Source organism: Cytobacillus sp. Hz8 (assembly GCF_042263505.1).
Taxonomy (GTDB): domain Bacteria; phylum Bacillota; class Bacilli; order Bacillales; family Cytobacillaceae; genus Bacillus_BE.
The window spans coordinates 175,222-189,049 of record NZ_JBHKFI010000004.1; the positions used below are offsets into that span (position 1 = coordinate 175,222).

Sequence of the window (13,828 nt, forward strand, 5' to 3'; positions counted from 1 at the left end):
TCATGGAAGTAATAACGATTGATCATCCTCATGAGTTTAATAGATTTGATTTTCCACCTCTTGCGATGGCATTAGGTTATTTTGATGGAGTTCATTTAGGACATCAAAAGGTTATTCTCACAGCCAAAGAGAAAGCAGAGCAGAAAAACTTGAAAAGCTCCGTCATGACATTTGACCCGCATCCCTCCGTTGTATTAGGAAATCGGGATAAAGTAGAATATATTACCCCTTTAAAAGAAAAGATTAAAAGGATTTCTGATTTAGGGGTTGATTATTTATTTGTGGTTCACTTTTCAGCTGATTTTGCCAATCTACTCCCACAGGAATTTGTTGATCATTATTTAATTGGGTTGCATGTTGAGCATGTGGTAGCTGGATTTGATTTTACATATGGGAGAATGGGAAAAGGGAATATGGAAACACTTCCTTTTCATTCTAGAAATCAATTTGAGTATACAACTGTATCAAAGCTTTCCTGTCATAATGAGAAGATTAGCTCTACCCTAATTAAGAATCAAATCAAAGCAGGCAGACTTGAAATCATGCCTGAGCTATTGGGATGTTTTTATACAACATCTGGACTTGTCATCCACGGAGACCACCGGGGAAGGACCATAGGTTTCCCAACAGCTAATGTAGACATATCTGAGGAATATATCCTGCCTCCGCTTGGAGTCTATGCAGTTCGAATGAAAGTGGGGGACAAATGGTATATTGGTGTATGTAATGTTGGCTATAAACCAACCTTCCATGAAGAACGGATTGAAAAACCTTCTATTGAAGTTCATATCATGGATTTCAATCGTGATATTTATGGAATGGAAGCGAGCATTCAATGGCACAAGCACTTGCGTTCAGAGAAAAAATTCTCTGGAATTGATGCACTAGTATCTCAAATTCAACTAGATAAAGAGCAAACGGTGGAGTACTTTGAAAAAAACAGAGGTTAGTCTTGCTTTTTGTCAAAAAAAGTTGTATTCTAATAAACGTACTAAATGAACCTTTCCTTGGCAAGTCGAATCTCCGACGCTTGCTCAGGTATGGGGATATTTAAATTAATAGGAGGTGAACAGGATGGCAATCTCACAAGAACGTAAAAATGAACTCATCAATGAGTATAAAACTCATGAGAACGATACTGGATCTCCAGAAGTTCAAATCGCTGTCCTTACAGAATCAATTAACAATTTGAACGAGCATTTACGTACTCATAAGAAAGACCACCATTCACGTCGCGGTCTTTTAAAAATGGTTGGTAAACGTCGTAATCTACTAACTTATCTACGTAACAAAGACGTTCAACGTTACCGTGTGTTAATTAATAAACTTGGTTTACGTCGATAGTCAGCAAAAGCGGGATTTTTTCCCGCTTTTTTATTAGGATAAAATATCTTTTTACATAGTAAAAAAATGTACATACTAGGTAGAAAACAGTTAGAATGAAAATGTAAATATTTCGACCAGATTTTAAATAGAGAGGGGTTATTAAATGGGACAAGATAAACATGTCTATTCAATAGATTGGGCAGGACGTAAATTAACTGTTGAAATTGGCCAGCTTGCGAAGCAGGCAAATGGTGCAGTTCTTGTGCGCTATGGTGAAACGGCGATTTTAAGTACCGCTACTGCATCAAAAGAACCAAAAAACGTTGACTTCTTTCCATTAACTGTAAACTACGAAGAGCGTTTATACGCTGTTGGAAAAATTCCAGGAGGATTTATTAAAAGAGAAGGTCGTCCATCTGAAAAAGCGATTTTAGCCAGTCGCTTAATTGACCGTCCAATTCGCCCATTATTTGCGGATGGCTTCCGTAATGATGTGCAAGTTGTTAGTATGGTAATGAGCGTGGATCAAGATTGTTCTCCTGAAATGGCTGCGATGTTTGGTTCCTCATTAGCTCTTTCCGTATCAGATATTCCTTTTAAAGGTCCTATTGCAGGTGTGACAGTCGGACGTATTGATAATGAATTTATTATTAATCCAACAGTTGCTCAAGCTGAAAAAAGCGACATGCATCTCATTGTTGCCGGTACTAAGGATGCCATTAATATGGTTGAAGCAGGTGCGGAGGAAGTTCCTGAGGAAATCATGCTAGAGGCGATTATGTTTGGTCATGAAGAAATCCAACGATTGATTGCCTTCCAAGAGGAAATTGTTGCTGAAATCGGTAAAGAAAAGATGGAGGTTTCTTTATACGAAGTTGATCAGGAACTAGAGGCAAAGGTGCGCGGCATGTGTGAGCAAGAAATGATTCAAGCCATTCAAGTTCAGGAAAAGCATGCACGAGAAGATGCAATTAAAGCAGTTAAAGACTCTGTCATTGAAAAATATACAGCTGACGAAGTGGAAGAAGAGTTACTCAAGCAAATCAAACAAATTTTAGATAAGATTGTGAAAGGTGAAGTTCGTCGTTTAATTACGGAAGATAAGATACGCCCTGATGGACGTAAAATTGATGAAATTCGTCCACTGTCTTCAGAAATTGGAATATTACCTCGGACTCACGGGTCAGGTTTGTTTACTCGTGGACAAACACAAGCTCTTAGCATTTGTACTTTAGGTGCTTTAGGGGATGTCCAAATTCTCGATGGACTTGGAATTGAAGAAGAAAAGCGTTTTATGCACCATTATAATTTCCCTAATTTCAGTGTTGGGGAGACTGGTCCAATGAGAGGACCTGGTCGTCGCGAAATTGGTCATGGCGCATTAGGAGAACGTGCTCTTGAGCAGGTGATTCCTTCTGAAAAGGATTTCCCATATACGATTCGTCTAGTATCAGAAGTTTTAGAATCCAATGGTTCTACTTCTCAAGCAAGTATTTGTGCAAGTACATTAGCCATGATGGATGCTGGGGTACCAATTAAAGCTCCAGTTGCAGGGATTGCAATGGGTCTTGTAAAATCAGGCGATTACTATACGATTTTAACGGATATCCAAGGCATGGAAGACCATCTTGGAGACATGGATTTCAAAGTGGCCGGCACGGCTATTGGGGTAACGGCTTTACAAATGGATATCAAGATTGAAGGCTTATCGCGTACGATTTTACAAGAAGCTTTACAACAAGCGAAAAAAGGCCGCATGCAAATTCTTGACTCTATGTTGGCAACGATTTCTGCACCAAGAGGGGAATTATCTCAATACGCTCCAAAAATATTAACGATGACGATTAATCCAGATAAGATTCGTGATGTGATTGGACCAAGCGGAAAACAAATTAATAAGATTATCGAAGAAACCAATGTCAAGATTGATATAGAGCAAGATGGAACGATCTTTATCTCTTCAACAAATGAAGAAATGAACCAAAAAGCGAAGAAAATCATTGAAGATATCGTTCGCGAGGTAGAAGTAGGTCAAATGTATTTAGGAAAAGTGAAGCGAATTGAAAAATTCGGTGCATTTGTAGAAATCTTCAGTGGTAAAGATGGACTTGTTCATATTTCTGAACTTGCAGAGGAACGTGTTGGTAAAGTGGAGGATGTCGTTTCCATTGGAGATGAAATCTTAGTAAAAGTCATGGAAATCGATAAACAAGGTCGTGTAAATCTTTCTCGTAAAGCAGTTTTGCGTGAACAAAGAGAACAGAAAGAGCATGCACAACAATAAGTAAGTTTTCTATGTTTACTCCACAGTTTAGAAGTCAGGGGGAGCCCCCTGGCTTTTTCTTATATCAAGGCAAAAGGAAAAAGCAATTATTTTCTATCGGTTTAAATGACAGCGCTTTATTTTTCACTATGCAATCTCTCTCTGCGGTTATCGCTGCAAATCGTTCTACCTTGTCCTTTTCATACATAATTTGTATGGAAGGGGGAGGCTTTATTTATGAAAAAGTTAATTTCGATTTTTTTCATCATGGTTGTTTCATTAATCATCGTCAGTAATCCATTGACTGGGGAATATATAAAAGCTCTTACTATGAAGGCTGAACCTGCGTTTAGCTATAGTGCCGGAGATCATTTGCTAGAACAAATTGAAGAGAAGGCAATAGAATACGATATAAAGCCAATTGATGCAAAAATAGATCCTATTTGGAAGGCTGTTCCAGGATTAAATGGCAGAAAGGTGGATATTGAGGGGTCTTATCGGAAAATGAAAAAGGATGGAGAATTTAATGAAGATAAGCTCCAATTTCAAAAAATTAAGCCAAAGGTACATTTGGCTGATTTGCCTCCAAATCCAATTTATAAAGGGAATCCGAACAAACCAATGGTTGCTTTTATTATCAATGTTGCATGGGGAAATGAGTACTTATCTGATATGCTCACGATCTTAAAGGAACAAAATGTAAAAGCAAGCTTTTTCTTAGAAGGACGTTGGACGAAAAACAATCCGGAGCTTGCGAAAATGATTGTTAGTGCGGGTAATGAAATAGGGAATCATTCCTATACTCATCCGGATATGAAGCATCTTACTTCTGCTAGAATTGACGAAGAAATTCAAAAAACCAATGATGTGATTGAGGCAACCACTGGTGTACGACCAAAATGGTTTGCTCCTCCGAGCGGAAGTTATCGGGATGAAGTCGTTAAGATTGCGGCAAAGGAGCATCTTGGGACGGTCATGTGGAGTGTGGATACAATTGATTGGCAAAAGCCTGAAACCAATGTATTAATCAATCGGGTGATGAGCAAGGTTCATAATGGTGCTTTAATCTTAATGCATCCAACGGAATCAACGACCAAAGCCTTAGAACAACTAATCATTCAAATGAAAGAAAAGAACCTGGAGATTGGCACAGTATCGGATTTGTTAAATGAAGAGAATTTGAAGAGGTAATACTTCCAAAATGAAATGGTTTATGATATTTTAAGCGTGGTGACCTCTAAGTTTAGAAGAGATTCATTTTTAAATAAAAAGGGATAAAAAATCTTTTTTGGAAAAGCTAAAAATGATGATAAAACTTCATTAGTCATATGGTTGGTTGTTTCATCTGGTTTTAGAGAACAGGAGGAATTTAGTTGATTAAGAAATATACATGTCAAAATGGAGTAAGGGTTGTTTTAGAAAATATTCCAACGGTCCGTTCTGTCGCAATTGGTATCTGGATTGGAACAGGATCTAGAAACGAAACCCCTATTAATAATGGAGTTTCTCACTTTTTAGAGCATATGTTCTTTAAAGGGACCCAAACAAAATCAGCAAGAGAAATTGCAGAAGCCTTTGATAGCATTGGTGGTCAAGTTAATGCCTTTACCTCAAAGGAATACACATGCTATTATGCGAAGGTGCTTGATACCCATGCACAATTTGCTTTAGATATTTTAGCTGATATGTTTTTTAACTCTTCTTTTGTGCAAGAGGAATTGCAAAAGGAGAGGAACGTGGTTTGTGAAGAAATAAAAATGTATGAGGATACCCCCGATGATATCGTTCATGATATTTTAAGCAAAGCCATTTATGAGGACCATCCACTTGGCTACCCGATATTAGGAACAGAAGAAACTTTAGAAACGTTCACGGGTGATACGTTAAAACAATATATGCATGATACATACACTCCTGAAAATGTGGTCATCTCGATTGCTGGTAATATTTCTGAAGCTTTTATTAAGGAAGTGGAACATTATTTCGGATCCTACGAGGCTGGAAAGCTTTCAATTGCAGAGAATAAACCATCCTTTCATGCAAATCAATCGGCTAGGAAGAAAGATACGGAACAGGCTCATCTATGTTTAGGATTTGAAGGCTTACATGTTGGACATGATGATGTATACAGCTTAATTATTTTAAATAATATTCTCGGTGGAAGCATGAGCAGTCGTTTGTTCCAAGAAGTGAGAGAAAAGCGCGGACTTGCTTATTCCATTTTTTCTTATCATTCCGCATTTCAAGATAGTGGGATTGTTACGATTTATGGTGGAACAGGGGCCAAGCAACTGGATGTCCTATATGAAACCATTCAGGAAACGTTGTCTATCATTAAGAAAGATGGCGTTACCGATAAAGAAATTAATAATAGTAAAGAACAGCTTAAAGGAAGCCTGATGCTTAGTCTTGAAAGTACGAATAGTCGAATGAGTCGTAATGGAAAAAATGAATTATTGCTCGGTCGCCATCGCTCCCTCGATGAAATTGTCGATCAAATTGATTCTGTAACATTGCAAAGTGTTAATACGATGGCTCAAACGATATTTTCTGCTCCACATTCGGTAGCTCTTGTAAGTCCAAGTGGAGAACTGCCGAAGATCTTAGATAAATAATTCGAATCACTTAAAGTCTACAGTACATTGTTGTAGGCTTTTTTTGCGGTTGAAGTTTGACCAAAATACGCAAGAACTTTAAGGAAGAAAGTTTTTTTGAGTTATTCCAAGATTGTTTTTTAATAACTGATTCTAAATAGGGACGACTGTCGATACATTATTAGTAAGAGATTAAATTGTACGAGGGAGGCACCAGATACCAATGAGATTAAGCGAGCTTAGCGGAAAAGAAATCGTCGACTTAAAAAAGGCAGAGCGTCTTGGTGTGCTTGGACAAACGGATTTGGAAATCAATGAGAGCACAGGACAAATTCAAGCATTATTGATCCCATCTTCGGTTAGCTGGTTTGGTTTAAAGAAAAATGGGAATGAGGTTAGGGTACCGTGGAGCCATATTAAAAAAATCGGCAATGATATGGTGATTATCGATATTCCAGAAGAATAAATGAGCTTTTAATACAAAAAATCCTCTGTAAATCAGAGGATTTTTTGTTTGAACGATTAACTATATGATGTCTGGGCATTTTCCCTATTTTTTTCCCTAAGAGCACTCACCGTTTTTTATCTAAAACATAAGATGTTGAGTAGTCGACAATCATTTTCTACAAAGGATTTCTTTTAAAAGGTAAGGTGAAAATACAATGCTGACAGGGATGCAAATTGCCGTCATTGGTGGTGATGCAAGGCAGCTCGAGATTATCCGTAAACTGACGGAGCTTGACTCGAAATTGTCCTTGATTGGATTTGAACAGCTTGATCATGCCTTTTCTGGTGCAATAAAGGAAAAATTAGATGAAGTGGATTTTTCAAATATTGACTCAATTATTTTACCAGTACCTGGAACTAGCTTGGATGGGCAAATTGAAACTATTTTTTCCAATGAAAAGGTTTATTTAAGTGAAGAGGTATTAATGAAAACACCTCCTCACTGTACAATTTATTCAGGGATTACAAATTCGTATTTAAATGCAATCACAAAAAAGGCTAACAGGCGGCTTGTTCAGCTGTTTTCAAGGGATGATGTAGCTATATATAATTCCATCCCAACAGTTGAAGGAACGATCATGATGGCCATTCAGCATACTGATTTTACGATACACGGTTCGAAAACCATTGTTTTAGGATTAGGGAGAGTAGGAATGAGTGTGGCAAGAACCTTTGCTTCATTAGGAGCAAGAGTTCAGGTTGGTGCAAGAAAGAGTGAGCATATTGCTCGTATAACGGAAATGGGCTTAACTCCATTCCATATTAACGATTTAGCGCAGCATGTTCGCGATGTAGATATTTGCATCAATACGATCCCACATTTGGTCGTAAGTGCTTCGGTAATTTCGCGAATGCCCTCACATACATTGATTATTGACCTTGCCTCAAAGCCAGGAGGAACGGATTTTCGCTATGCTGAAAAACGCGGAATAAAAGCGTTGCTTGCACCGGGTTTACCGGGAATCGTAGCCCCAAAAACGGCTGGGCAAATATTAGCCAACGTTCTTTCTCAATTGCTTCAGGATGATTTTCAATCTAGGAAGGGGAAAGTAACATGAATTTGAAGGGAAAAAGAATAGGTTTTGGATTAACAGGATCGCATTGCACCTATGATGCCGTCCTTCCTGAAATAGAAAATCTTGTCAATGCAGGAGCAGAAGTTCTACCAGTGGTCACTTTTACCGTTCAAAATACAGAAACTCGTTTTGGAAAGGGCGAGGATTGGATTCATCGAATTGAAGAAATCACAGGAAATAAGGTGATTGATTCCATTGTAAAAGCAGAACCCCTGGGACCGAAAATTCCACTTGACTGTATGGTCATCGCTCCACTTACAGGAAATTCCATGAGCAAACTGGCGAATGCCTTGACAGATTCTCCGGTGCTCATGGCAGCGAAAGCAACGTTAAGAAATGGGAATCCCGTAGTATTAGCTATTTCTACAAATGATGCACTCGGCTTAAATGGGGTGAACTTAATGAGGCTTATGGCAACGAAAAATATCTATTTTGTTCCTTATGGACAGGATGATCCCATTAAAAAACCAAACTCCATGGTTGCACGAATGACGATGCTGAAGGAATCTGTGGAATCCGCTCTCGAAGGGAAACAAATTCAGCCTGTCATTGTAGAAAGATATCGCGATTAAAGGACCCTTTCTGCTTTTTTCGGCAATAGGACAAAAAATTTTGCTTCTATAGCGAATGAATATGGTAAAATAAGTTTTATTATAAGATTCAATCAACCATGTTATATATTTAAGCGAAGAAAGGCAATGGAGAAGGCGGAAGTCATGTCCGCCTCATCCAATCATCTGATTTCACTTTTGCCGGAAAAAGCTTACCAAATCTATTGGAATTGGAAGGGGAAACTTAGATATGACAGTGAAAAAAGGATTTCATGTTGCAGTTGTTGGGGCAACAGGCGCAGTAGGTGGGCAAATGCTTCAAACTTTGGAAAATAGAAATTTTCCCATCTCTAAATTAACTTTATTATCCTCAAGTCGTTCTGCTGGGAAGAAGTTAACCTTTAAAGGTGAAGAATATACGGTACAAGAAGCAAAACCTGAAAGCTTTGAAGGGGTGGATATTGCTTTATTTAGCGCTGGTGGAAGTGTTTCAAAGGCATTGGCACCAGAAGCTGCAAAACGCGGTGCCATTTGTGTGGATAATACAAGTGCATTCCGCATGGATCAGGATACTCCACTTGTTGTCCCTGAAGTGAATAAGGCGGATCTTCACGAACATCATGGAATTATTGCGAATCCAAACTGTTCAACCATTCAAATGGTCGTTGCACTTGAGCCGATTCGCCAAAAATTTGGTCTAAAAAAAGTGATTGTTTCCACTTATCAAGCAGTATCAGGAAGCGGGGCTTCAGCCATTGAAGAATTGAACCAACAAACGAAAGCAATCGTTTCTGGTGAAAGCTTTGAACCGAAAATTTTACCTGTTAAGTCTGATAAATTGCATTATCAAATTGCTTTTAATGCCATTCCGCAAATTGATGTTTTCGAGGATAATGGTTTCACTTATGAGGAAATGAAAATGATTAATGAAACAAAGAAAATCATGCATTTACCAGAAGTACAGGTAGCAGCAACTTGCGTGAGAATTCCAGTTGCAACCGGACATTCTGAATCTGTCTACTTTGAAATCGAAGAAGATGGGGTAACAGCGAATGATTTGAAGGAAATATTCGCCACTGCACCTGGAGTTATTCTTCAAGATGACCCAAGTAATCAAATCTATCCAATGGCTGTAGATTGTGTGGGTAAAAATGATGTTTTTGTTGGCCGAATTAGAAAGGATTTAGATGAACCAAAGGGATTTCATATGTGGGTAGTATCTGATAATCTACTTAAGGGTGCAGCATGGAACTCAGTTCAAATTGCCGAAAGCTTAATTCATTTAGGATTAGTAAAAGAAAAATAATCAACATGTGAGTAAAAGCTCCCGATAAGTCAAAATGTCATATATCAATTAAACTAAATGAAAATGGGATCTTTTTTTGAGGTGTTATCATGAAAATTATTGTTCAAAAATTTGGCGGAACCTCTGTTCGTGATGAAAAAAGCAGAGAGCATGCTAAAAAGCATATTGAACATGAATTAGCGATAGGATACAAGGTAGTGGTTGTTGTTTCAGCGATGGGACGCAATGGGGATCCATATGCAACGGATACATTACTTTCATTAATTGGTGGGACGAGAGGCAAAATCAGCAAAAGAGAAAGTGATAGCTTACTTGCATGTGGTGAAATTATCTCCAGTGTTGTTTTTTCAAACATGTTGTTGGAAAGTGGAATAAATGCGACTTCATTAACTGGAGCACAAGCAGGTTTCCTTACTAATAATGAGCATTCCAACGCTAAAATTGTGGAAATGAAGTGTGAACGCTTATTCGAAGAATTAGAGGATTATGATGTAGTGGTCGTGGCAGGATTTCAAGGGGCAGGACCAAACGGGGATACCACAACCATTGGTCGTGGTGGCAGTGATACCTCAGCCGCTGCTCTTGGTGCTGCATTAAATGCCGAACGCATTGATATTTTTACCGATGTTGAAGGGATTATGACAGCAGATCCAAGGCTCGTTGATAATGCGAGACCACTTCCGCAGGTGACGTATACCGAAGTGTGTAATTTGGCCTATCAAGGGGCGAAAGTGATTCACCCACGCGCCGTTGAAATTGCCATGCAGGCGAAGATACCTCTAAGGATTCGCTCTACTTATTCCGAGGGTCTAGGGACTTTAGTAGCGGATTTACCGGACCATAATTTGGGTAGTGATATATCTGAAAGATTAATAACTGGAATAGCCCATCTTTCTCCTGTCACGCAAATTAAGGTATTTCCGAAGAAGGATCAATATAATTTACAAACAGAAGTATTCCAGTCCATGGCTAATGAGAAGATTAGTGTGGATTTCATCAATATCTCACCAAGTGCCGTTATTTATACGGTAACAGATGAGATGACAGATAAGGCAGTTGAAGTACTAAGAAATCTTGGACATGAACCAAGTTTAGAAAGAAATTGTGCAAAGGTATCAGTAGTTGGTGCAGGAATGGCAGGAGTCCCAGGGATTACTTCAAAGATTGTATCAGCTCTTTCAGAAAGTGGTATTCGCATTTTGCAATCTGCTGATAGTCATACAACGATTTGGGTTCTTGTAAAGCAAGATGATTTAGTCCAAGCGGTGAATGCATTGCATGCTGCATTTGAGTTAGAATCAGATGCTAATTCAAAATAGGGCATTAAGATTTAAACAGATAGGAGTGAGAAAAGTGGTTTTATTTGGTAGAGTGGCAACGGCGATGGTGACACCATTTGATATAAAAGGACATATCGATTTTCAAAAAACAACCGTTCTGATTAATCACTTAATTGAAAATGGTACAGATACAATTGTCGTGGCGGGTACAACGGGGGAATCTCCAACCTTAACGAAGGAAGAAAAAATTGCCCTTTTTCAGCATGTTGTAAAAGTTGTTGATAAAAGGGTTCCGGTTATTGCTGGTACTGGAAGTAATAACACGTATGATTCCATCCTATTAACAAAAAAGGCGGAAGAGATTGGCGCAGATGCGATTATGATCGTCGCTCCGTATTATAATAAGCCAAACCAGGAAGGATTGTATCAACATTTCAAAGCAATTGCTGAAAGTACTTCCCTTCCAGTGATGGTATACAATATCCCGGGAAGATCGGTCGTTAATATTCAGCCGGATACGATTATTCGCCTGTCACAAATTTCTAATATCGTGGCGGTTAAAGAGGCTAGCGGTAATTTAAGTGCAATGACAAAAATTATTGCAGAGACGGATAATGATTTTCTTCTATATAGTGGTGATGATGGATTAACTCTTCCAGTAATGGCGATCGGTGGAGCAGGAATCGTTTCGGTTGCCTCTCATATTATTGGAAATGACATGCAAGAAATGATTCAGGCGTTTCTAAATGGTGAAAATGAAAAGGCAGCTAAGATTCATCAAAGAATATTGCCAATCATGGAAAGCTTATTTAAGGCTCCAAGTCCTACTCCGGTTAAAACAGCTTTGCAACTGAAAGGTCTGGATGTCGGTTCCGTCCGTTTGCCATTAGTTCCTCTTTCCGAGCAAGAAAGAGTTGCATTGGCTAAAACTTTAAATAGTTATCAATAATGTTAGAAAAAATATTTCGACAAATTTCTTCCTAAGGCAATTCTTATTATATATAGAAAAAGCCAATCAGATTCGTTAAAATCTGGTTGGCTTTTTCTATATGGCTCGTTTTCAAAATATGGCAGATTTTGTCGTTAATAAATTGGGTTGTAAAGGTTTTCTATCATCAAGTATAATAGTCATAACTGATTTCGATCGGAAAGTTTCAACATAGGAGGATACTGAAGTGAAAAAAAGAAAGAATGAAATCATTAAATTGATGCCACTTGGTGGAGTAGGGGAAATCGGCAAGAATATGAATATTGTTGAAGTGGATGATGAAATATTCATTGTGGATGCTGGTCTTATGTTTCCCGAAAATGAAATGCTCGGAATCGATATTGTCATCCCTGATTTTACATATTTAATACAAAATGGTGAGAGAGTAAAGGCTGTTTTTTTAACTCATGGACATGAGGATCATATTGGTGCCCTGTCTTATTTGCTAAGACAAATTAAGGTGCCTGTATATGGGACACGCTTAACGTTAGCACTGGCGAAAGCAAAATTGAAAGAGCAGGAATATAAGGGGAATGTTCAATTTAATGAAATTCATTCCAATTCCATCATCGAATTTGATTCGGTAAATGTGAGCTTCTTTAAAACAAATCATAGTATTCCAGATTCTGTTGGTATTTGTATTCATACCTCGGAAGGAACTATAGTCCATACTGGAGATTTCAAGTTTGATCAGGCTGCAACGGATTTATATAAACCTGAGATTGGCAAAATGGCACAAATAGGAGAAGAAGGAGTCTTATGTCTATTATCGGACAGTACGGAAGCGGAAAAACCAGGCTACTCCATTTCTGAAGGGGTCATCTCCCGCGAAATGGCAGATGCATTCTATAATGCTTCAGGAAGAATTATTGCTGCATGTTTTGCTTCTGATTTAAGTCGCATTCAGCATGTGTTTGATGCGGCCTATGAAAGTAGAAGGAAGGTTATCCTCTTAGGAAAAAGTTCACAACGAATTCTCGATATTGCCTTAAGTTTGGATTATCTTCGCGTTCATGATGAAATTATTATTCCGATAACAGAAATGAGCCACTATGCCGATGATGAACTTGTCGTTTTAACGACAGGGATCCAGGGTGATTTTATTGAAGTTTTACAGAAAATGGCGAAACAAAATTATAAACATATGAATATTAAACCAGGTGACACTGTATTAATTGCAGCTTCAACGTTAATTGGCAATGAGGTTTTTGTCTATAAAACGATTGATATGCTATATCGGGCAGGGGCCAATGTCTTAACCAAAAAAAATATGGTGAATAATTCAAGTCACGGACATCATGAAGAACTTAAATTTATGATTAATTTAATGAATCCCAAATATTTTGTTCCGATTCATGGTGAATTTAGAATGCTGAAGGCACATGCGAAAATCGCCAAGGAATGCGGCCTCACGGATGATTCCATTTTTATTGTTGAAAAAGGCGATTGTCTTGAATGGAAAAATGAACGTCTTAGATTTGGCGGAAAGGTTCCTTCTGGCAATGTTCTAATAGATGGAAGTGGTGTAGGCGACGTAGGAAATATTGTTTTGAGAGATCGTAGATTATTATCTCAAGATGGAATCTTAATTGTAGTAGTGACTCTAAATAGGGTAGATAAAAAAATAACTGCCGGACCGGAAATTATTTCTAGAGGATTTGTCTATGTGAGAGAATCAGAGGAATTAATGGTAGAAGCGACGAAACTCGTTAAGGAAATTGTAGAAAAAAACATTGGCAAGGAGACATTTGATTGGGCGAGCATTAAACAGGACATGCGTGACCAGCTTTATCAATTTTTATTTGAAAAAACCAAGCGTCGTCCTATGATTTTACCAATCATCATGGAAGTTTAATGAATAAAAATGGGTCTATCTCTTTCAAGAGAAGACCCATTTTTATTTTTCTAATGTGAAATCATGGATTCCATTTGTTCTT

12 protein-coding genes are annotated in these 13,828 nt (G+C 38.1%); all 12 read left to right on the forward strand.

Going from position 1 to position 13,828, the window contains the following annotated elements; translation table 11 throughout:
* Window positions 1–2 precede the first annotated feature (2 nt).
* The 12 genes from ribF (at window position 3) to ACE38V_RS07680 (ending at window position 13,746) form a co-directional block, all read left to right on the forward strand.
* The gene (gene ribF, locus ACE38V_RS07625; RefSeq protein WP_375840621.1) at window positions 3–950 is read left to right on the forward strand and encodes a bifunctional riboflavin kinase/FAD synthetase; all 948 of its coding nucleotides are present in this window, start codon (window positions 3–5) and stop codon (window positions 948–950) included.
* A gap of 124 nt (window positions 951–1,074) precedes the next feature.
* Window positions 1,075–1,344 carry a 30S ribosomal protein S15 gene (gene rpsO / locus ACE38V_RS07630; RefSeq protein ID WP_375840622.1) on the forward strand — a complete coding sequence of 90 codons (270 nt, stop codon included), beginning with the start codon at window positions 1,075–1,077 and terminating at the stop codon, window positions 1,342–1,344.
* Between the two features lie 145 nt (window positions 1,345–1,489).
* Window positions 1,490–3,610 carry a polyribonucleotide nucleotidyltransferase gene (pnp, locus tag ACE38V_RS07635; protein WP_375840623.1) on the forward strand — a complete coding sequence of 707 codons (2,121 nt, stop codon included), beginning with the start codon at window positions 1,490–1,492 and terminating at the stop codon, window positions 3,608–3,610.
* A 216-nt stretch (window positions 3,611–3,826) separates the two neighbouring features.
* Window positions 3,827–4,780, forward strand: a complete 954-nt coding sequence (locus ACE38V_RS07640; RefSeq protein WP_375840624.1) for a polysaccharide deacetylase family protein — start codon at window positions 3,827–3,829, stop codon at window positions 4,778–4,780.
* A 182-nt stretch (window positions 4,781–4,962) separates the two neighbouring features.
* A complete protein-coding gene (locus ACE38V_RS07645) occupies window positions 4,963–6,204 on the forward strand; it encodes a M16 family metallopeptidase (RefSeq protein WP_375840625.1) in 1,242 nt (413 codons plus the stop codon).
* 202 nt (window positions 6,205–6,406) lie between these two features.
* A complete protein-coding gene (locus ACE38V_RS07650; protein WP_375840626.1) occupies window positions 6,407–6,649 on the forward strand; it encodes a YlmC/YmxH family sporulation protein in 243 nt (80 codons plus the stop codon).
* Window positions 6,650–6,845: 196 nt separating this feature from the next.
* Window positions 6,846–7,748 carry a dipicolinic acid synthetase subunit A gene (gene dpaA, locus ACE38V_RS07655; RefSeq protein ID WP_375840627.1) on the forward strand — a complete coding sequence of 301 codons (903 nt, stop codon included), beginning with the start codon at window positions 6,846–6,848 and terminating at the stop codon, window positions 7,746–7,748.
* Window positions 7,745–8,338 carry a dipicolinate synthase subunit B gene (locus ACE38V_RS07660; protein WP_375840628.1) on the forward strand — a complete coding sequence of 198 codons (594 nt, stop codon included), beginning with the start codon at window positions 7,745–7,747 and terminating at the stop codon, window positions 8,336–8,338. Before dpaA ends, ACE38V_RS07660 begins: the two co-directional genes overlap by 4 nt.
* Before the next feature lie 229 nt (window positions 8,339–8,567).
* Window positions 8,568–9,623 (forward strand): aspartate-semialdehyde dehydrogenase, encoded by a 1,056-nt coding sequence (asd, locus tag ACE38V_RS07665; RefSeq protein WP_375840629.1) that lies wholly within the window; start codon window positions 8,568–8,570, stop codon window positions 9,621–9,623.
* Between the two features lie 89 nt (window positions 9,624–9,712).
* Window positions 9,713–10,942 carry an aspartate kinase gene (gene dapG, locus ACE38V_RS07670; RefSeq protein ID WP_375840630.1) on the forward strand — a complete coding sequence of 410 codons (1,230 nt, stop codon included), beginning with the start codon at window positions 9,713–9,715 and terminating at the stop codon, window positions 10,940–10,942.
* Window positions 10,943–10,976: 34 nt separating this feature from the next.
* Window positions 10,977–11,852, forward strand: a complete 876-nt coding sequence (gene dapA / locus ACE38V_RS07675) for a 4-hydroxy-tetrahydrodipicolinate synthase (protein WP_375840631.1) — start codon at window positions 10,977–10,979, stop codon at window positions 11,850–11,852.
* Window positions 11,853–12,078: 226 nt separating this feature from the next.
* A complete protein-coding gene (locus tag ACE38V_RS07680) occupies window positions 12,079–13,746 on the forward strand; it encodes a ribonuclease J (protein WP_375840632.1) in 1,668 nt (555 codons plus the stop codon).
* Window positions 13,747–13,828 lie beyond the last annotated feature (82 nt).

Bases quoted from the DNA above. Each gene is read 5' to 3' on its own strand.
- dpaA (WP_375840627.1), top strand. From the start codon at position 6,846: ATGCTGACAGGGATGCAAATTGCCGTCATTGGTGGTGATGCAAGGCAG.
- asd (WP_375840629.1), top strand. From the start codon at position 8,568: ATGACAGTGAAAAAAGGATTTCATGTTGCAGTTGTTGGGGCAACAGGC.
- ACE38V_RS07640 (WP_375840624.1), top strand. From the start codon at position 3,827: ATGAAAAAGTTAATTTCGATTTTTTTCATCATGGTTGTTTCATTAATC.
- ACE38V_RS07660 (WP_375840628.1), top strand. From the start codon at position 7,745: ATGAATTTGAAGGGAAAAAGAATAGGTTTTGGATTAACAGGATCGCAT.
- rpsO (WP_375840622.1), top strand. From the start codon at position 1,075: ATGGCAATCTCACAAGAACGTAAAAATGAACTCATCAATGAGTATAAA.
- ribF (WP_375840621.1), top strand. From the start codon at position 3: ATGGAAGTAATAACGATTGATCATCCTCATGAGTTTAATAGATTTGAT.
- pnp (WP_375840623.1), top strand. From the start codon at position 1,490: ATGGGACAAGATAAACATGTCTATTCAATAGATTGGGCAGGACGTAAA.
- dapG (WP_375840630.1), top strand. From the start codon at position 9,713: ATGAAAATTATTGTTCAAAAATTTGGCGGAACCTCTGTTCGTGATGAA.
- ACE38V_RS07650 (WP_375840626.1), top strand. From the start codon at position 6,407: ATGAGATTAAGCGAGCTTAGCGGAAAAGAAATCGTCGACTTAAAAAAG.